Annotated in this window: 18 protein-coding genes; 11 read left to right on the top strand and 7 right to left on the bottom strand. The window is 70.4% G+C overall.

Features of this window, described 5'->3' with window-relative positions; all coding sequences use genetic code 11:
* Nucleotides 1–2 precede the first annotated feature (2 nt).
* The 8 genes from ACLQ2T_RS08875 (at nt 3) to ACLQ2T_RS08840 (ending at nt 8,661) form a co-directional block, all read left to right on the top strand.
* Nucleotides 3–779: a MerR family DNA-binding transcriptional regulator gene (locus tag ACLQ2T_RS08875; RefSeq protein ID WP_425765502.1), complete on the top strand. Its 777-nt coding sequence runs from the start codon at nt 3–5 to the stop codon at nt 777–779.
* Nucleotides 776–1,756, top strand: a complete 981-nt coding sequence (locus ACLQ2T_RS08870; RefSeq protein ID WP_425765501.1) for a DUF2804 domain-containing protein — start codon at nt 776–778, stop codon at nt 1,754–1,756. Before ACLQ2T_RS08875 ends, ACLQ2T_RS08870 begins: the two co-directional genes overlap by 4 nt.
* 85 nt (nt 1,757–1,841) lie before the next feature.
* Nucleotides 1,842–2,249 (top strand): YciI family protein, encoded by a 408-nt coding sequence (locus ACLQ2T_RS08865; protein ID WP_425765500.1) that lies wholly within the window; start codon nt 1,842–1,844, stop codon nt 2,247–2,249.
* Between the two features lie 4 nt (nt 2,250–2,253).
* Complete coding sequence (locus ACLQ2T_RS08860; RefSeq protein WP_425765499.1) at nt 2,254–3,399, top strand: RNA polymerase sigma factor; 1,146 nt, start codon at nt 2,254–2,256, stop codon at nt 3,397–3,399.
* A 53-nt stretch (nt 3,400–3,452) separates the two neighbouring features.
* A complete protein-coding gene (locus ACLQ2T_RS08855; RefSeq protein ID WP_425765498.1) occupies nt 3,453–4,196 on the top strand; it encodes a 3-oxoacyl-ACP reductase family protein in 744 nt (247 codons plus the stop codon).
* A 209-nt stretch (nt 4,197–4,405) separates the two neighbouring features.
* A complete protein-coding gene (locus tag ACLQ2T_RS08850; RefSeq protein WP_425765497.1) occupies nt 4,406–5,815 on the top strand; it encodes a family 43 glycosylhydrolase in 1,410 nt (469 codons plus the stop codon).
* A gap of 36 nt (nt 5,816–5,851) precedes the next feature.
* The gene (locus tag ACLQ2T_RS08845) at nt 5,852–6,247 is read left to right on the top strand and encodes a hypothetical protein (RefSeq protein WP_425765496.1); all 396 of its coding nucleotides are present in this window, start codon (nt 5,852–5,854) and stop codon (nt 6,245–6,247) included.
* Complete coding sequence (locus tag ACLQ2T_RS08840; RefSeq protein WP_425765495.1) at nt 6,247–8,661, top strand: DUF4132 domain-containing protein; 2,415 nt, start codon at nt 6,247–6,249, stop codon at nt 8,659–8,661. Before ACLQ2T_RS08845 ends, ACLQ2T_RS08840 begins: the two co-directional genes overlap by 1 nt.
* Nucleotides 8,662–8,665: 4 nt before the next feature.
* On the opposite strand, the gene ACLQ2T_RS08835 is transcribed toward ACLQ2T_RS08840, so the two are convergent.
* Genes ACLQ2T_RS08835 through ACLQ2T_RS08825 form a run of 3 tightly spaced genes read right to left on the bottom strand, consistent with a single transcriptional unit; the run spans nt 8,666 to nt 12,266 of the window.
* Nucleotides 8,666–9,589 carry a carbohydrate ABC transporter permease gene (locus ACLQ2T_RS08835; RefSeq protein ID WP_425765494.1) on the bottom strand — a complete coding sequence of 308 codons (924 nt, stop codon included), beginning with the start codon at nt 9,587–9,589 and terminating at the stop codon, nt 8,666–8,668.
* On the bottom strand, nt 9,586–10,590 hold the full coding sequence (locus tag ACLQ2T_RS08830; RefSeq protein ID WP_425765493.1) for an ABC transporter permease: 1,005 nt from the start codon (nt 10,588–10,590) through the stop codon (nt 9,586–9,588). The genes ACLQ2T_RS08835 and ACLQ2T_RS08830 overlap by 4 nt, the downstream gene beginning before the upstream one ends.
* Nucleotides 10,590–12,266, bottom strand: a complete 1,677-nt coding sequence (locus ACLQ2T_RS08825; RefSeq protein ID WP_425765492.1) for an extracellular solute-binding protein — start codon at nt 12,264–12,266, stop codon at nt 10,590–10,592. Before ACLQ2T_RS08825 ends, ACLQ2T_RS08830 begins: the two co-directional genes overlap by 1 nt.
* A gap of 28 nt (nt 12,267–12,294) precedes the next feature.
* On the opposite strand from ACLQ2T_RS08825, the gene ACLQ2T_RS08820 reads away from it, so the two are divergent.
* Nucleotides 12,295–12,912 (top strand): 2'-5' RNA ligase family protein, encoded by a 618-nt coding sequence (locus ACLQ2T_RS08820; protein WP_425765491.1) that lies wholly within the window; start codon nt 12,295–12,297, stop codon nt 12,910–12,912.
* Between the two features lie 48 nt (nt 12,913–12,960).
* Here ACLQ2T_RS08820 and ACLQ2T_RS08815 read toward each other — a convergent pair whose 3' ends face one another.
* Both ACLQ2T_RS08815 and ACLQ2T_RS08810 read right to left on the bottom strand, forming a co-directional pair.
* A complete protein-coding gene (locus tag ACLQ2T_RS08815) occupies nt 12,961–13,989 on the bottom strand; it encodes a hypothetical protein (protein WP_425765490.1) in 1,029 nt (342 codons plus the stop codon).
* 109 nt (nt 13,990–14,098) lie between these two features.
* Entirely contained in the window at nt 14,099–14,755 is a 657-nt protein-coding gene (locus tag ACLQ2T_RS08810) for a 4'-phosphopantetheinyl transferase family protein (RefSeq protein WP_425765489.1), read from the bottom strand.
* 248 nt (nt 14,756–15,003) lie between these two features.
* Between ACLQ2T_RS08810 and ACLQ2T_RS08805 the strand changes: the two genes are divergently transcribed.
* Nucleotides 15,004–15,309, top strand: a complete 306-nt coding sequence (locus ACLQ2T_RS08805; protein ID WP_425765488.1) for a hypothetical protein — start codon at nt 15,004–15,006, stop codon at nt 15,307–15,309.
* A 342-nt stretch (nt 15,310–15,651) separates the two neighbouring features.
* On the opposite strand, the gene ACLQ2T_RS08800 is transcribed toward ACLQ2T_RS08805, so the two are convergent.
* Complete coding sequence (locus ACLQ2T_RS08800; protein ID WP_425765487.1) at nt 15,652–17,346, bottom strand: dolichyl-phosphate-mannose--protein mannosyltransferase; 1,695 nt, start codon at nt 17,344–17,346, stop codon at nt 15,652–15,654.
* An 84-nt stretch (nt 17,347–17,430) separates the two neighbouring features.
* On the opposite strand from ACLQ2T_RS08800, the gene rsmI reads away from it, so the two are divergent.
* Complete coding sequence (rsmI, locus tag ACLQ2T_RS08795; RefSeq protein WP_425765486.1) at nt 17,431–18,282, top strand: 16S rRNA (cytidine(1402)-2'-O)-methyltransferase; 852 nt, start codon at nt 17,431–17,433, stop codon at nt 18,280–18,282.
* Nucleotides 18,283–18,309: 27 nt separating this feature from the next.
* Here rsmI and ACLQ2T_RS08790 read toward each other — a convergent pair whose 3' ends face one another.
* Entirely contained in the window at nt 18,310–19,206 is an 897-nt protein-coding gene (locus ACLQ2T_RS08790) for a hypothetical protein (protein WP_425765485.1), read from the bottom strand.
* Between the last annotated feature and the right edge of the window lie 22 nt (nt 19,207–19,228).

The raw sequence follows: 19,228 nt of genomic DNA, 5'->3' as shown, positions 1-19,228 counted from the left end.
TCGTGGCGTGGAGCACCCGGCAACTCGCGGACCTGGTCGGAGTCACCCTGCGGTCGATCCGCCACTGGCATGACATCGGGCTGCTGCCCGAACCGGAACGCCGCACGAACGGCTACAAGCAGTACACCGCCGGTCATCTCATTCTCGCGTTGCGGATCAGCCGCCTGGCCCGGCTCGGCTTCCCCCTGGAGCGGGTGGCGCTGATGCTCGACTCCGAGGAGCACGGCCAGCAGTCCCTGCACGGGCTACGCGCGGAACTCGACACCAGGATCGCCGAGCTGCACCGCATCCGCGCCGAGGTGGAGGAACTGATCCGCCTCGGGGTGGCACCCGATCTGTCCCCTGAGGCGCTGGTCGCCATGGAGGCGCTGGGAGACGATTCCGCGTCCCGAAATCTCGCGATCGTCCTGACCCACCTGATTCCCCGGGAGGAGACGACCGGGCTGGTCACCTTCCTGCAAGGCGTACCGGAGGAGCTTGCCGGCATCAACCGGGCGATCCTGGACCTGCCCGCCGAGGCGGCGGAGGACGAGATCGTCGCGCTGGCCGACCGGGCGGCCACCGCCCTCAAGGGTTTCCTCGACGACCATCGGGCGGCCCTTCCGGACCTGGACGACAGCTGTACGGGGCGGGCGAACGTGGAGGTGCTCCATGCCGTCGCCATCGAGCAGATGAACCCCGCTCAACGGCGGGTCATGCGCCTCATCTGGGACCAGATCGCCACCGAATCCCGCGACCAGGTCACGGAACCGCGGCGGTGGCTAGGCTCGCCGTCGTGACGCACGAGAAGGAGATCACCGAGCCGATCGACCTGTGCCGGGCCGACGGGCGGTTGCGGCCGGACGCGGTGGGGTTCAGCCGCCGTCCGGTGCACCGGGCCAACCTGCGCGGCTGGGGCCGCAACAAGCGCTGGGAGTACTGGGGGATCGTCACCCCCAGCCACATCGTCGGCCTGGTGGCCTCCTCGCTGGACTACGCCGGGGTGCACAGCCTCTACGTGCTCGACCGTACGACGAGGGTGGAGATCGACCGGGGCGCGGTGGTTCCCTTCGCCCGGGGCACCGCCTTCCCTCCGGTCAGCGGGAAGGGCGAGGTGCGGGCCCATGGTGGCGGGATCTCGATCGAGATCGACCAGACTGCGGCGGGGACCACGATCCGGGCCACCGCCGAGGACATCGAGGTCGATCTGGTGGTGCCGCTGCCGGCGGGACACGAATCCCTCAGCGTGGTGGTGCCCTGGAACACCCGCCGGTTCCAGTACACCGTCAAGGATCTCGGTCGACCGGTACGCGGCACCCTGCGGGTCGGCGGGGTGCCGCACCTGGTCGACGTGGCTGACTCCTTCGCCGTACTGGATCACGGGCGGGGTCGGTGGCCGTACTCGATCCGTTGGAACTGGGCCGCCGGCTGCGGTCCGGGCCGGGCCGTCCAGCTCGGCGGTCGGTGGACCGACGGCACCGGCTCGACCGAGAACGGCCTCTTCCTCGACGGCCGGCTGCACAAGATCGGTGACCAGCTGCGCTGGGAGTACGACCGTGCCGACTGGCTGCGGCCGTGGCGGATCAGCGGGGAGCGGGTGGACGTGCGGTTTCACCCCTTCCACGAGAAGGTGGCCCGGACCAACCTGGGTGTGCTCGCCAACGAGACACACCAGTGCTTCGGGCACTTCACCGGCTGGGCGACGGCCGATGATGGTGCGCGGGTGGACCTGGACGGTCTGGTCGGCTGGGCGGAGGAGGCCCGCAACCGCTGGTAGCGGGGATGTCGAGATCCGCCGGTCGGCTCCGTCCCCGGGGTGAGGCTGACCAGAATGGGTCACACCAGCATCGAGGGGAACCAGCATGGCCAAGTATCTGCTGCTCAAGCACTACCGAGGTGCTCCAGACCCGGTGAACAACGTGCCGATGACGCAGTGGACGCCGGAGGAGATCTCGGCGCACATGCGGTACATGAGTGACTTCGCGGACCGGCTGGTGGCGACCGGGGAGTTCGTCGACGGCCAGGCCCTGGCCCCCGAGGGGACCTTCGTCCGGTACGACGGGGAGGGTCGCCCTCCGGTCACCGATGGTCCCTTCGCAGAGACTAAGGACCTCATCGCCGGTTGGATGGTGATCGATGTCGACAGCTACGAGCGGGCCGTCGAGTTGGCCGGGGAGCTGTCGGCCGCGCCGGGGGCGGGTGGGAAGCCGATCCACGAGTGGCTGGAGGTACGTCCCTTCCTGACCGTCCCGCCGAACGTCACCCAGTGACCTGATGGACGAGGCACTGCTTCGGGGTCTCATCCCGGGCGTGCTCGGGGTCCTCGGCCGTCGCGGAGCGGACTTCGCGACGGCCGAGGACGCCGTACAGGACGCCCTGGTCGAGGCGATCCGGACCTGGCCCGTCGACCCTCCACGGGACCCGAAGGGCTGGTTGGTCACCGTGGCCTGGCGGCGGTTCCTCGACATGACCCGGGCGGACGCCGCGCGCCGTCGCCGGGAGAACCTCGTCGAGGAGGAGCCGGCGCCGGGGCCGGTGCCCGCCGTGGACGACACCCTCCAGCTGTACTTCCGCTGCGCCCATCCGTCGCTGACGCCCTCGTCCGCGGTCGCGCTGACCCTGCGCGCGGTCGGCGGGCTGACCACCCGTCAGATCGCCCAGGCGTACCTGGTCCCGGAGGCGACCATGGCCCAGCGCATCAGCCGGGCCAAACGCACCGTCTCGGGGGTACGGTTCGATCAGCCGGGCGAGGTCGCCACCGTGCTGCGGGTGCTGTATCTGGTCTTCAACGAGGGATATTCCGGCGATGTCGACCTGGCCGCCGAGGCGATCCGACTGACCCGGCAACTCGCCACGGTGATCGATCATCCCGAGGTGGCCGGGCTGCTGGCTCTCATGCTGCTGCACCATGCCCGGCGGGCCAGCCGGATCGCACCCGACGGCAGCCTGGTGCCGCTGGCCGAGCAGGACCGGGGCCGCTGGGACACCACCGCCATCGCCGAGGGGGTTCAGCTCCTTCAGCGGGCCCTGGCCCGGGACCGGTTGGGCGAGTTCCAGGCCCAGGCGGCCATCGCGGCGCTGCACGCCGACGCCCGCACCGCCGAGGAGACCGACTGGGTGCAGATCGTCGAGTGGTACGACGAACTGGTCCGCCTGACCGACAGCCCGGTCGTACGACTCAACCGGGCGGTCGCCGTCGGGGAGGCCGACGGTCCGCGCGCCGGTCTGGCGGCGCTCGCGGAGTTGGACGAGTCCCTGCCCCGTTACCGGGCGGTGGCGGCCTACCTGCACGAACGCGACGGCAACCTGGTGACGGCGGCACGCCTGTACGCCGAGGCCGCCCACCAGGCCCTCAACCTGGCCGAACGGGATCACCTGACCCGCCAGGCCGCCCGCCTGAACACCCACCGGTCCCGCTGAAACACCGAGACCCGGCTGCTCGCAGTCCTGAGTCGACTGTCAGGATTGGGGCCATGACTGTCCGACATGCTCACCGGGTTGCACTGGTCACGGGCGGAAGCCGGGGTATCGGCGCCGCCATCGCGCGTCGGTTGGCCGAGGACGGCATCCATGTCGCGTTCACCTACCGCGCCGCCGAGGCCAGCGCGAAGGCTGTGGTCGCCGACATCGAGGCGTACGGCCGCAGGGGTTTGTCGATCAGCGCGGACAGTGCCGACCCGGCGGCGGTCGTGGGTGCGGTCGAGCGGACCGTCGCCGAGTTCGGGCGGCTGGACATCCTGGTCAACAACGCCGGGGTCTTCGCCGGTGGGCCGATCGAGTCGGTCAGCTTCGAGGACCTGGACCGGGCGGTCGCGGTGAACGTGCGCGGGGTCTACCTGGCCACCCAGGCGGCGGTACGCCACATGGGTGAGGGCGGGCGGATCGTCAACATCGGCAGCAGCTTCTCCAGCCGGGTCACCGTGCCCGGGGTGAGCGCGTACGCGATGACCAAGAGTGCGGTCAACGGCCTGACCCGGGCCCTGGCCCGGGAACTGGGCCCACGGGGGATCACCGTCAACCTGATCCTGCCCGGCTCGACCGACACCGACATGAACCCGGCGGACAGCGACGACGCCGACGCCCAGCGCACCCAGATCGCCCTGGGCCGGTACGCCTCCCCCTCCGACGTGGCGGCCACGGTCAGCCACCTAGTCGGCGACGGCGGCCGGCACATCAGCGGTGCCTCAATCGCCGTAGACGGCGCCGCCACCGCCTGACCCACCCCCTCCTCGCCCTGTTGATCAAGAGGTTTTGGTCTACAGAACCCGTTTCCGCGACCAAAACTTCTTGATCAACGCGTCGATCGACGGGTATGCGTTGACGAAGCTCGATGTGAGCGTTATCAATGCGGTAGCGCGATGTGGGGTCGCGGGGTGAGGGGTGGGTCGAGATGCGGGTGCTGGGGCTCGGTAGGAGGGTGACGGGGATGCTCGTCGCTCTGGTGGTGGCGGGTGTCGGGGTGGTGGTGGGGCCGGGTGCGCCGGCGCGGGCGGCCGCCGTGGTCTTCACCAATCCGCTGGCCGAGCAGCGGGCCGACCCGCACATCTACCGGCACACCGACGGCTACTACTACTTCACCGCGACCGTGCCCGAGTACGACCGGATCGTGCTGCGTCGGGCCACCACCCTGCAGGGGCTGGCCACTGCCGGAGAGCGGGTGATCTGGCGTAGGCACGGCAGTGGCGAGATGGGCGCGCACATCTGGGCCCCGGAGATCCACTTCATCGACGGCCGGTGGTACGTCTACTTCGCCGCCGGGCGGACGGACGACATCTGGGCCATCCGGCCGTACGTGCTGGAGAGCAGTGCGGCCAACCCGCTGGACGGGCCGTGGACCGAACGCGGCCAACTCCAACCGGCCCGCAGCAGCTTCTCCCTCGACGCGACCACCTTCGTGCACAACGGGCAGCGTTATCTGGCCTGGGCCGAGTACGCCGGCAGCAACTCGAACATCTACCTGGCCCGGGCGATAAACCCGTGGACGTACGCCGGCACCCCGACCCTGATCGCCACCCCCACGTACGCCTGGGAGACCCGGGGTTACCGGGTCAACGAGGGCCCGGCGGTGCTGATCCGCAACGGCCGGGTCTTCATGACCTACTCGGCCAGCGCCACCGACGCCAGCTACGCCGTCGGACTGCTAACCGCCTCGGCCAACAGCGACCTGCTCAATCCCGCCTCCTGGAGCAAACGGGCAACCCCGGTGCTGGCCAGCGACAGCCGGACCGGCCAGTGGGGCCCCGGCCACAACTCCTTCACCGTCGCCGAGGACGGCAGCGACGTGATCGTTTACCACTCCCGCAACTACGAGCGGTACCTCGGCAACGGCTACGACCCGCTGAACGACCCGAACCGGCGTACCCGAATCCAGCGGGTCTACTGGAACGCCGACGGTACGCCGAACTTCGGGGTACCGGTGCCCGACGGCGCCACCCCGGTCCGGCTGCGCGCCCACGACCTGCCGGACCGCTACCTGCGGCACTGGGAGTTCCGGGTCCGCTTGGAGCCGAACGTGACAAACCTGGCCGACTCGCAGTTCCGGATCGTCGCCGGCCTGTCCAACTCGGCGGCGATCTCCCTGGAGTCGACCAACTACCCCGGCTACTACCTGCGGCACCGCAACCATCAGCTCTGGGTGGAGCGCAACGACGGCTCCAACCTGTTCCGGCAGGACGCCACCTTCACCCGTCGGGCCGGGCTGGCCGACGCGGGGAAGGTGTCCCTGGAGTCGGTGAACTTCCCCGGCCAGTACGTCCGGCACCGCGACGGGCTGCTCTACCTGGAGGCCGCACCGGATACGGCCGGGCGGGCCTCGGCCACCTTCGCGCTGGACTGACGGAACTGTCGGGGGCCGTGCCTAGACTCCCCCGGCATGGCGACGGTGACCTTTGTGGATGAGAGCACGGCGGGTGCGCGTACCCCGGCATGGGCCTTGCAGATCTTCGAGGAGCGGCTGACGCTGCGCGAGCTGATCCGGCGGCGGATCCACCAGGAGGTAGCCGAGTACAACGCGGCCACCTCGGCACCCCGTCGGCTGCTGGTGCAGCCCACCTCGACCGAGCGGGCGCTCAACGGTGACCCGGTGCAGCGGTCGCACCGTCGGGTCGATGCCGCGCGGCAGGTCGCCCTGGCCGAGGAGGCGTTCGGCCGCAACGGTTTCGTGGTGCTGGTCGGCGACCGCCAGGTGGAGGAGTTGGACGACGAGGTCGACCTGCGCCGCGACACCGAGGTTACCTTCCTCAAGCTCGTCGCGCTGGTCGGTGGCTGATGACCGTCACCACCGTCGGGCACGCCACCCGCGCCCGTGACCTGGTCGCCGCGAACGACCTGACCGCGCTGGCCAGCCACCTCTACACGCATGCCCGGCTCTGCCGGGACAACCCGGAGGTACGCGCCGCGCTGCGGCCACTGTCCCGCGCAGACGTGGCCCGGCTGGTGCAGGCCATGGCCACCCTGGTGAGACAGGACCCGGTCCGGACCTGGCCGGTGCAGGAGCTGATCGGGCAGCTGTCCCGCCGGCTCCCCACCGACCTGGCACCCGAACAGCTTCAGGATCTTGCCGCGTACGCCGTGCAGGAGCCGTACTCGTTGTCGCCGACCGCGCTGGAGACGATCGCCCGGAGCCTGCTCGCCACCGGTCCGCTCTCCGGCGAGTTGATGGCGGTGCTTGTCGACCGGTCCGACGAGAGTCAACGGCTGCGGCAGTTGATCGCCGAGCTGGTCGGGCCGCAGCTCGACCCGGCCGACCCGTGGGCCGAGCAGATCCTGGCCGAGCTGCCCACCCTCGACCCGGTCTGGCAACGGCTGGTCGCCCATGCCAGCACCGCGACCACGCCCCGACCCTCGGCCGGCTGGTCGACCGAGGCGTCCCGACTACTCGCCCCGGTCGACCCGGCCGAGGTCAGGCAGGTCCTCGACCGGTGGTTGTCCGCCGCCGCGCGGACGCCGCAGCGCCAGCTGGCTCCGATCAACGCGGACCTGCTGCGGGGCCTGCTCTGGCTGGTCGAGCGCACCGGCCCGGCCACCGAGCAGGTCCGCCTGATCGGCGGCCTGGTCGAGGCGATGCTGCGTCGACTGCCCGGCATCGGCCCGGCCTGCCCGAAGGTGGCCAACGCGGCGGTCGGGGTGCTCGGCCGCATCGACGGGGAGGCGGCCCTGGCGCAGCTCGCCCGACTGTCTACCCGGGTCACCTACAAGGGCACCCGCAACGAGATCGACAAGGCGCTCGACGCCCGCGCGGCGGCGATGGGCATCGGGCGGGACGAGATCGAGGAGTTGGCCGTCCCGGACTACGGCCTGACCGGGGTGGGTCGGCACGAGGTGACCCTCGGCGGCTGCCGGGCCGAGCTGCTGATCGTCGGCACCAGCGTCACCCTGGCCTGGTTCAACGAGTCCGGCCGTCAGGTCAAGAGCCCACCGGCCGCGGTACGCCGGGACCACCCGGCGCAACTGGCCGAGCTGAAGGGCCTGGCCAAGGAGGTCAGCGGGATGCTGACCGCGCAGACGGCCCGGTTGGACGGGCTGTTTCTGGCCCAGCGCAGCTGGGCCTTCGGCGTGTGGCGGCAGCGTTACCTGGATCATCCGCTGGTCGGCGTGCTGGCTCGCCGGTTGCTCTGGCTGGTCGACGGGGTGCCGTGCGGGTGGGCCGACGGCGCGCTGCGCACAGTGGACGACACCCCGGTCAGCGTCGCCGACGAGGCGCAGGTGCGGATCTGGCATCCGATCGGTCGGCCGGTGCCGGAGGTGGTCGGCTGGCGGGAGTGGCTGGAGCGGCACCGGGTCGTCCAGCCGTTCAAGCAGGCCCACCGGGAGGTCTACCTGCTCACCCCGGCCGAGGAGACCACCGGCACCTACTCCAACCGGTTCGCCGGGCACATCCTGCGGCAGCACCAGTTCCACGCGCTGGCCGCGATCCGGGGCTGGACCGACCGGCTCCGGCTGATGGTGGACGACTCGTACCCGCCGACCTCCCGGGACCTGCCCGGCTGGGGCCTGCGCGCCGAGTACTGGGTGGAGGGGATCGGCGACGACTACGACGTCGACACCACCGAGAGCGGGTCGTACCTGCGGCTCGTCACCGATCAGGTGCGCTTCTACCCGATCGGCGCCGCGCAGAACTGGTCGCACGCCTCGGGTGGCGGTTACACGCCGGCACGGTGGAGGGACGCCCGGCCCGGTGACCCGTTGCCGCTCGACCAGATCCCGCCGCTGGTGTTCAGCGAGATCATGCGGGACGTCGACCTGTTCGTCGGGGTGGCCAGCGTCGGCAACGACCCGACCTGGTCCGACGGCGGCCCGCAGGGCCGCTTCCGGGATTACTGGTCCTCGTACAGTTTCGGGGAGTTGTCCGCGACCGCCGAGACCCGTCGCGACCTGCTGGCTCGGCTGTTGCCCCGGCTCGCGGTGGGGCAGCGGGCCCGCATCGACGGTCGGTTCCTGGCCGTCGACGGTGACCTGCGCACGTACCGGATCCACCTGGGGTCGGGCAACATCCTGATGAGCCCGAACGACGCCTACCTCTGCATCGTTCCCGACCGTGCCACGGGCCGGGTGCAGGAGCAGCAGTTCCTGCCCTTCGAGGGTGACGGTCTGCTCGCCGTCATCCTCAGCAAGGCGATGCTGCTGGCCAAGGACGCCGAGATCACCGATCCGACCATCACCCGGCAGATCAAGCTCGCCTGACCGGTCAGCCCTTGATCGCGCCGATCAGGACCCCCTTGACGAAGTGCCGCTGGATGAAGGGATAGACCGCGACGATCGGTGCCACGGTGAGCACGACGACGGCCATCTTGATGGCCTCGGTCGGTGGCATCGTGGCACCGATCGCCGCACCGGAGGTGTTCGGCGCCTGCCCGGCCAGCAGGTAGCTCTGCAACACCCGCTGGATCGGGTACATGTCGTTGCGGTCGATGAACAGCAGGGCGTCGAACCAGACGTTCCAGTAGGAGACCGCGTAGAACAGCCCGACCACCGCGATGACCGCCCGGGCCAGCGGCAGCACGATCTGGGTCAGGGTGCGGAAGTCGCTGGCCCCGTCGATGCGGGCGCTGTCCACCAGTTCGGAGGGGATGCCCTGGAAGAAGCCCCGGACCACGACCAGGTTGAAGACGCTGATCGCGGGCGGCAGGATCAACGCCCAGATGGTGTCCTTGAGCCCCAGCCCGGTGACCACCAGATATTTCGGCACCAGCGGCGGATAGATCAGGAAGGGCAGCAGGAAGTACGCCAGCAGCCAGCGGTAGCCGAGGGACCCGGGCCGGGACAGCCCGTACGCGGCGAGCACGGTGATGGTCAACGCCAGGACGGTGCCGATGACGGTGACCAGGGTGCTGATCCACAGGGCCCGGGTGACCGCGCCCCCGGCGAAGATGGTGGCGTACGCGGAGGTGTCGATCCCCTTGGGTACGACCACCAGGCCCCCGGCCTCGGCGATCGTCTCCCGGGAGGACAGGCTGGTCACCAGGATCACCCAGAGCGGGAACAACACACTGAGCACCAGCAGGCCCAGCAGTACGGCCTTGGCCCCCTGACCGAGCGGGGTGGGCGGCTCCTCCCACGCCGGGCGGCGGAGACGTGTTCCGGGTGGCTTCCGGAGGAAGGTGGCGGTCATGACCGTGAGTAGATCCCTCGTTCGCCGAGCATGTGCGCCACCTTGTTGGCGGCCAGGATCAGGCAGAGCCCGATGGCAGCCTTGAACAACCCGGCCGCGGCGCCGTAGCCGTAGTTCCCGGTGGCGATGGAGAAGTGGTAGACGAAGGTGTCCAGCACCTCGGAGGCCTGCCTACCGACGGCGTCGCGTTGCAGCAGGAACTGCTCGAAGCCGACGGAGAGGGCGTCACCGAGGCGCAGGATGAGCAGCAACACGATCACCGGACGCAGGCCCGGCAGGGTGATGTGCCACAACCGTCGCCACCGGCCGGCACCGTCCGCCGCCGCCGCCTCGTACAGGTTCTGGTCGATGGTGGACAGGGCGGCCAGGAAGACGATGGTGCCCCAGCCGACGTCCTTCCAGACCGCCTCGACGGTGACCAGGATGATGAAGGTGTCCGGGTTGGTCATCACGTTCCACGGTTCCATCCCGGCCTCGCGCATGGTCTGGGCGAGCAGCCCGGCACCGCCGAGCATGGCGACGAAGAAGCTGACCACCAGCACCCAGCTGAAGAAGTGCGGCAGGTAGACGACGGTCTGGATGAAGCCGCGCAGCCGACTGGAGAGCAGGCTGTGCAGGACGATCGCCAGCAGGATCGGCAGCGGGAAGAAGAACACCAACTGGAACGCGGTGATCGCCAGGGTGTTGCGGAAGGCGTGCCAGAACGCCGGATCGGCGAAGAGCAGTTGGAACTGCCCGAAGCCGATCCAGTTGCTCTTGACGAACGCCTCCAGCGGATTGCTGCCGACGTACGGGTTGTAGTCCTGGAAGGCGATGACGTTACCGAGGATCGGCAGGTAGCTGAAGATCAGCAGGATGACGAAGCCGGGCGCGATCATGGCCAGCAACTGCCAGTCACGGCGCAGACGGGTGCGCAACGGCAGGCGTCGGCGCCGGGGGGTGGCCCCGCCGGGCCGGGTCTTGTCGGACCCGGCCCGGCGGGTGGTCTCGGTGGTGCTCATCAGCCAGCCTTGGGCAGCGAGTCGGCGAGCAACTGGCGTGCCGCCTCCCCGCCGGCGGACTTCCACTCCTGAAGGATCGAGTCCACATCGGACAGCGGACGGCGGCCCCGCAGCACGTCGGTGAACTTGTCCTCCGTCGGCACCTGGTTGGCCTTGAAGGCGGCCGGCATCTCCAGCTTCACCCCGGCCCAGGGGTCCTTCTCCAGGTACCCGACGGTGGTGTTGGAGTAGGCCAGGGCGTCCCGCACGTAGTTCGGGGTGTCCGGGAACGGACCGATGGTCGGGTTGCGGCCACTGATGAAGAAGTACTGGTTGGCGATCTCCTTGAAGGCCAGGTCGGTCTTGACCGGCCCGTTCGGGGTACGGGTGTGGTGCCTGCCCTCGGCACCGAAGTCGCGCAGCTGGGCCTCCTGGCTGCCCAGCGGGGCCGAACACCAGTTGATGACCCGCAGCAGTTCCTTGACCCGGTCCTCGCCGACCCCCTTCTTGATGAAGGTGTAGGAGATCGGCTGGTCACTGCCCCAGACCAGGGGGTCACCGCCGGTGGCGGAGAACATCGGCACCGGCTGGATGTTCAGCGCCTTGTTGACCTTCTGGTGTTCGGCCTGACCGCCCTGCCAGAAGCCGAAGCCGTCCTGCATGAAGACGATGTTGCCGCCCTTGGCGAACAACTGCTTGGCGTCGGCGCCCCGGCTGGCCACGATGTCCGGGTGCACCAGGCCGTCCTGGTAGATCTTCGCCATGACCTCCAGGGCCTGACGGAACTCCGGGGTCTCGTACTTGAACTCGGGGGTGCCGTCGGAGCGCAGCCGCCAGCCCTGCTTGGCCCCCGGCACCTTGTGGTACATCTGGATCATCGCGAAGACGTCGTTGAAGGCCCACACCTTGCGCGCCGGGTCGGTGACCTCCTTGGCGACGGTCAGCAGGTCCTCCAGCGAGGCGGGTACGGCCAGGCCGCGGGCGTCCAGCAGGTCCTTGCGGCTGAACATGACCCAGGCGAAGGGCCCGTCGGTCGGGTTCGGCACGGCGGCCAGCCGCTCGTTCCAGATGGCGTGCCGCCAGGCCCCGGTCGGGAAGGTGGCCAGCATCGGGTACGCCTCGACCGCGTTGCCCTTGAGGTGGTCGGTCAGGTCCTCGAACAGCACCCCGATCGCCTCGGCGAACCGCGGGATCTTGTCCACCTCCCAGCTGGGTATGCACAGCAGGTCGGGTACGTCCCGGGCGCCGAGCATGGCGTTGAGCTTGTCGGCGTACGTGTTGCCGTCCTGAATGGTGAAGTTGACCGGGACGCCCAACTCCGCGTTGACCGCCTGAAGGTAGGCGCTCTGGCCGATCCCGGGCGGCGCGGGACCCCACGCCGGGGTCATCGCGGTGATCTCCTTGCCGCTGGTGCCGGGCTTCTCGGTGATCAGGTCGACGAGGTCGGCCGGGTACTTGATGTAGCCGTCGGGAACCGGTCGGGTGCCGACGATGTCGGGGGCGATGCTGCCCGTCAGGTCCTTCTGGGTGGGCAGCAGGTGGCCAAAGGCGTCCAGGTTCTGGGCGTTGCCGCTGCCGGCCGGCGCCTCGGAGCAACCGGCCAGCAGGGGACCGCCGGCGACGGCGACCGCGCCGAGGCCGAACAGGCTGAGGAAGTTACGGCGCGAGGTCGGCACGCCGGGGTTGTGCCGTGTCATCGGACTCCCTTCGAGAAGGGCTGAGGGGGTGAGCAGACTCGCTCGGGGAATAGTTCGTCTGGATGGTAAACAAACTAATCGACGTTCGTACGCCCTAACAAGAGGCGACCTGCCGCCTCGGTGTCCGATTAGGCTGCGCAGCGTGCGACGGCATTTACTGGTAGTTCCGCAAGGGTCGGAAATTGACACGGTTCAGCGGTGGCGGCACACCTGGGACCCGGTGATGGCCTCGGTGGTGCCACCCCATGTCACCCTCGCCTATCCCGAGGAGACCGCCGACGAGGCTTTGCTGCTGTACCGGGCCGAGCACCTGACCCCGCTGGTGCCGCCGGTGCGGCTGCGACTGGATGAGGTCTTCGCCGAGGAGGAGGGGCGCGGCGGGGTCTTCCTGCGGGTCGCGGATGTCGACGGTGGCTGGGCCGAGCTGCGCGGAGAACTGCTGGCCGATCCGATGACCCCGATCGACTTTCCGGCCCACCTGACCCTCGTGCATCCACGTACCTCGAAGCGGGGTGCGGATTGCCGCGCGGCGCTGGCCGGCCGGCGGCTGGCGGCGACCGTGTGGGTACGGGAGGTGCTGTTCACCGAGACCACAGCGGACACCTTCACCGTGCTGCGGCGGTTCCCGCTGTCCGGTACCGGGTGAACCGCCGGCAGGAGGTCGTCGAGACCCGACCTGCCGACGGCGACCGACCTACTCCGGCTTCCAGGACCCGGCGGCCTTGACCGGATCGCGGTACTCCAGAACCCCGTTGGTGTCGGCGACGTCGAAGACGACCTGGCCCTTGCGGGTGCTGCCGGTCGGCAGGTCATTGCCGTCGTCGTTGAAATGGCCGCTGCACCCGTAGATGGATCCGATCAGGCCGTTGTCGGTGATGCTGCCGTCGGCGGCCATCCAGTGGAAGTTGGCCGAGTCGATCGATCCGGTGCCCTTGGTGACCGTCGCCGTCACCTCGGCGATCAGCAGCTTCCCCTTCTCCGGCGTGGGGGCCGAGGGATGACAGTTGCTGACGAGATGGAACTTCGTCACGGTTATCTCGACCGTGCCCTGGTCGTCGGTGAGGACCAGGGAGTCGCCGGGTCGCATGTTGAAGGTCGGGCCCTCGGTAGCCGGCGCGCCGGGCTGCTGCGGGGCGGAGGCGCCCGGTGGATTCTGGAGCACCTCATTGGTCTCGTCGATGACCTGCCACAACGCGAGGAACAGTGCGGCGATCCCGCCGATGCAGCCGAGCACCGCGATGATCACCAGCGTGGACACCACGGCCAGGCTTCTGCTGCCGCCGCTGCGGGCCGGGGCCGTCGGTCCCGGCGGATAGCCGGGACCGCCCGGGGGGTAGGCGCCACCGGGCGGGATCGGCCCGGCGGGGGAGCCGAACCCCGGCGGATAGGGGCCGTGGGGCGGCTGCGGCCCGGGCGGTGAGGTCGGCCGGGCCGGTGGGTACGGGGTGCCCGAGGTGGGCTGGGGGTACGGGGTGCCCGAGGTGGGCTGCTGGGGGGTGCCGGAGACCGGTGCCGGCGGCTGGGCGGGGGAGGCAGGCGCGTGGGCGGGGGAGGGGGTGCCGGCGGAGGGCTCCGGGTTGGCCCACAGATAGTCCGAGTGGTCCGGGGAGTAGCCCGCCCAGGTGCCGTCCTGCGATTCCCCGGGATGCAGCGGCGCCCAGGGGTCGCTGGGGGGTCTCTGCTGAGGGGCCTGCGGTCCGTCAGAGGGCTGGGGGTGACTCACCGTACTCCTAGGGCACCTGAAGCGGGACGGGAACCGCTTGAAGTTACCGCGCATCGCCGACACCGATCGGTCGATGTCCTGCTCCGATCGGTCGGCATCGACCGGTGGCCTAGAGCGGTGGCAGGGTGGCGGCGGTACGGACCAGCTGGTCCTCCACTGTGAACCGGCCGCTGATCACCGAGGGGGGACGGGTGGCCGTGGCGGCGTCGATCTTGGCTGGCGTGATCCGGGCGGTGAAGGTCTCGGTGGCGGGGTCCAACACCACCAGGGCGTCGTGAAAGCCGAGCCAGTCACCGACTATCGGGTGCCAGATCTTGTAGACGGTCTCCTTGGCGCTGAACACCACCGCCGGCCAGAAGACCCCGGAGGGCAACCGGGCTAGAAGATCCTGCTCCTCGGGCAGGCAGATCAGCCGACCGACCTCCGGGCCGAGGTCGCGGTGCTGCTCGGCGTCCATGCCGACCGCCCGGATCTCGGTGTCCCGTCCCACCGCAGCGGCGCAGTAGCCCTGGGTGTGGGTGATGGTGCCGACCGTGCCCGGTGGCCAGACCGGCGACCGGTCGGCGGCGGCAGGTACGGCGACCGGCGGGAGACCCAGCATGGTCATCGCCCGGCGGGCGCAGACCCGTCCGGCGGTGAAGTCGCGGCGTCTGCTGGCCACCGCCCGCTCCCCGATACATGCGGCCTCGGCGTCGTACAGCTCGCCGGACCAGTCGGCCGGTTCGGCCACCGCCACCGCGACCGTCGACGGCAGCAGATCACGCATCGTCGGCTCCGTGCCGTCGTGACCGGGGCGCAATCCCGATAGCACCGTCAGACATCGATGTGATGGTGGAGGGTGGGGGCAGGGGTGGGCTGTGGCGGGTCGTGGCGGCCATGGCTGGTGAACGTACCGCAACGATGTAACACCGCCACCTCCCTGCGCGCTGTTGGTTGTGCGCGCGACTGTGACTTCGGTCGATGAACTGCGGCGGAAGTCGATCCGGTTGTCCAAGCGAGGCGGAGAGGAGCGCGATGACGGGTGGTGCGGGTCGCTCGGAGGTCAGGGCGGTTCAGGCGGGCACGATCGCGGTAGCGACGACGCTGGGTGACCATGCGCCGGTGGCGCCCGGCTGGACCTGCGGCACCTGCGGCGCGGACTGGCCGTGTGAGCAGAAGCGTGCTCGGCTGCTGTCCGAGTACGCGGCGGATCCCGCCATGCTCAGCGTCTACCTGGCTGCCTACCTGGCCGCTGCCACCGAGGATCTGCACCGGTGCGGGTCGACCGCCTTGCAGGGTCGCTTCCTCGGTTGGCTACCCCGCCGGCCAAGGAGGTTCTGAGTCCATCGCCACCGCGGTGGCCCCTGAACGAGCGACCCCCTCGACTGCGATCAGTCATACGACAGTGACCGCGCGGGTTGGTGACGCGGCCGGCTGAGGCCGGTCGGAAATCTGACCCGTGCCGCCCCGTTGTGCCGCTGGTCATGGGTGGTTAAGCTTCTGGTGCGCGCCCCAATCGCCCGCTTCCCCCGTGGCAGGCGATCGGGGCGCGTCCTTTTACCCAAAGAATCCGAAAGGCCCGCACCCGAAGGTGCGGGCCTTTCGTCGTTCCCACGATCAGGGTCACCTGTCGGCAGACCCGTGTGGTGGCGGTCCCGGGCCGGCCCGGGACCGCTCAGGCGCTCAGATCCAGCGATTGCCCAACCACATCCGTGCCGACCATTCCGTGTACGGGATGTTCTGGCCGACGAAGATCGGATAGAAGTACGCGAAACAGATCACTACCAGTGCCACGTACGCCCCGGCGATGACCGCGCCGATCATCCGGCGATCTCGACTCGCCTCCTCGTGCGCGCCACCGACGGGTAGGGTCCCGCTCAACCCGGCCGGAGAGGCGATCGCCCCCAGCACGTAGACCACCGCCAGCACGAGGAACGGCACGGCCGGGGCGGCGTAGAAGAAGAACATCGTCCGGCCGTCGAGGGCGAACCAGAACCAGGGCAGGATCGCGGCGGCCACCGGGAGCAGGATCGCGGCGGCTCGCCAGTCCCGCCGGGCCAGGCCCAGCCAGATCAGCGCCGCCAGCGCCGGCAGGAACGACCACCACAGCAGCGGCGTGCCGAGCAACAGGATCTCCTCCGCGCACCCCGCCGCCCCGCAACCACCCTGCGGCTGCACCCAGTGGAAGGCCACCGGCCGACCCAGCAGCAGCCACTGCCACGGCCACGACTGGTACTTGTGCGGGTCGTCGAGCTGGCTGTGGAAGCCCAGGGCGGCCTGGTGGTACTGCACCAGGTTCCACAGCGGGCCGATGATCGGGGTGTCGCTGAGCCCGGCCTGCGGATACCGCTCCGCGAGCCGGTAGTAGCCCTCGTTGCTGAGCAGCCAGCCGGACCAGGTGGCCACGTAGGTGACCGCCATCAGCACACCGGCGAGCACCATCCAGGGAAACCCGTCGAGCAGGGTGGCCCGCCAGGGCCGGGGCACCCCGGCCGACCGGCGGGCGCCGACGTCCCAGAGCAGCATCAGCAGGGCGAACACCGGCACGAAGAACAGCGCGCTCCACTTGACCGCGAAGGCGCAGCCGAGCAGCACCCCGGTGGCCAGCCGCCACCAGGGCCAGTTGCGCCAGCCGCCCGGCGGTCGGCCGGCCCGTCCCAGGGCGGTCGGATCGAGTCCGGCCTCCAGGGCCCGGGCCCACCGTCGGCGGGTGGCGTCCCGGTCGAGCACCAGCGCGCCGAAGGCGGCGAGCACGAAGAAGAGCAGGAAGATGTCGAGCAGGGCGGTACGCGACAGCACCAGGTGGTACCCGTCGACCGCCAGCAGCAGACCGGCGGCGCAGCCGAGCACCGTGGAGCCGAACAGCCGGCGGCCGATGCGGATCAACAGCAGCACGGACAGGGTGCCGATGAGAGCCGCCGAGAAGCGCCAGCCGAACTCGGGGGAGGTGGTGAAGATCTGGCCGGGCACGGAGATGCCGTGCTCGACATCGGAGTAGCCGAAGGCCCACTCGCCCAGGCCGATCAACCACTTGCCGAGGGGCGGGTGGACCACGTACGACGGTCCGCCGTCCTTGTAGTTCCACTCGACGCCCTTGTCCACCAGCGCCCAGGCGTCCCGGGCGTAGTAGATCTCGTCGAAGATCTTGCCTGGCGGGTGGCCGAGGTTGGTGAACCTGAGGATCGCCGCGATCACCACCACCACGGCCGTGGCCAGCCATGATCGGCCGTCCAGCTGCGCCTCGACGGTGGCCAGCCGGCGACGGACCATCGCCGGTATGCCGCCGTCGGCCCGGTCTGTCACCCCGGGGGTGGAGGGCCCGGCCTCCGGCTGCGGCTGGTCGGCGCTCGCGCTGTGTGCTGTCGACGCACTCGTCACCCGGCGATCGTAGGCTGCCAACGGGGTCGGTGGCGTACATCGTCCCCGATTCCGGTACGACCGTCGATGAAGGAGTGCGTATCCGTGGGTGAAAAGTCCGATCTGGGCCGCCTGGTTCTGCTCGGTGCGCCGCTCGGCAACCCCGCCGACGCCTCCGCCCGGCTGCGTGAGGTGCTCGGCACGGCCGACGTGGTCGCCGCCGAGGACACCCGTCGGCTCGTCCGGCTGGCCCGCGATCTGGAGGTGTCCATCCCCGGGCGGATCGTCTCCTACTTCGAGGGCAACGAGGAGCGTCGTACCCCCGAACTGGTCGAGGAGTTGACTGCCGGCCGCTTCGTCGCCCTGGTCACCGACGGCGGCATGCCCAGCGTCTCCGACCCGGGCTACCGGCTGGTCCGGGCCGCCCTGGACGCCGGAATCCCGGTCACCGCCGCACCCGGTCCCAGCGCGGTCACCACCGCCCTGGCGCTGTCCGGGCTGCCCAGCGACCGGTTCTGCTTCGAGGGGTTCCTGCCCCGCAGTCCGGGCGCCCGCCGATCGCGGTTGCGGGCGCTGGCCACCGAGGAGCGGACCCTGGTCATCTTCGAGGCGCCGCACCGGGTCACCGCCGCCCTGGCCGACCTGGCCGAGACCTTCGGTGCCGACCGACCCGCCGCCCTGTGCCGGGAACTGACCAAGACGTACGAGGAGGTGCTGCGTCGCCCGTTGGGTGAGTTGGCCCGCTGGGCCGCCGACGGCGAACCACGCGGCGAGATCACCCTGGTGGTGGGCGGCGCCCCGGCAGCAGCCGCGACCCGCCCGGACGACGACACCCTGCGGGCCGCGGTGGCCGACCGGGAGGCCGCCGGCCTGACCCGCCGTGATGCGATAACCGAGGTGGCGACCACCTTCGGCCTGCGTCGGCGCGACGTCTACACCCTGGTGCACCAGGTGTGAGCAAGGGCCCCTCGTCAACCAGGAGACTCACCAGGCGGCGAGGAGGAAGCCGAGGGTGATCACCAGCGGGCCGCCGAAGCTGGCGGCGACGGCCCAGCGCCGGGCCGCCGGGTCGGGCAGCCGGGTGGCGCCGGTCCACCGGGCGATGCCGGCGGCGCAGCCGAGCACCCCCAGCAGGCCGAGCACCCAGCGCAGGTGCGCACCGGCGCCCTGATCGGCGTACGCGATGTCGGCCTGTGGGCCGGTGACCCGGGCGGGCAGGACCGTGCCGGCGGTGGCCTGCCGCTCGGGCACCCCGCTGACCCGGACCCCGTAGCTGCGGAACCGATCGTCCGTGGCGGCGAAATTGCCCCGGCAGCGCTGGGACAACCCTCCGCCGGTGCAGTCGGTCACCACCACACTGCCCGTTCTGGCATGCCCGACCGCCAGCCAGAACGGGCCGGCGCTGACCCAGGCGAAGAAGGCCGCAGTCAAGGTCAACCCGACAAGCGCGGTCAACCCGGGCAGGGGGTCCGGCGGATGCCTCGACCGCTTGCGGCGACGCCGTACCGGCCAGGACGGACGCCACCAGGGGTGGCCCGTCGCGTGCGCCTCCGGTCGTACCGGGGTGCCGTCCCAGTGCACCTGCTCGATCGGGGCCCAGAAGGTGTCCTCCGCCGGGCCGCCGATCCCGGCCCGGTGGGCACCGCGCCCGGCGGAGCGCAACGGAACCCGACGCGGCAGCGCCTCCACCGGCGCTCCGGTGGTGGGCTCCACCTCGACCCCGGTGGCCCCCTCAGGTGGCGCGGTCGCGGACCGCCCCGGCGGGACCGCCCGGGGCTGGGGTGCCACCGCCTGGGTACGCGGGCCCGGATCGGGCCGGGGGGTGGGGGGAGGACCCTCGTCGTGGTCGCGGGTGGCGCTGCTGCCGGTCACGCGGTTCATTTGACACCCGCAGATTCGTCAC

The organism is Micromonospora sp. DT229 (assembly GCF_049844505.1).
Classification (GTDB): domain Bacteria; phylum Actinomycetota; class Actinomycetes; order Mycobacteriales; family Micromonosporaceae; genus Micromonospora.
This window is presented reverse-complemented; position numbering and strand designations above follow the sequence as displayed.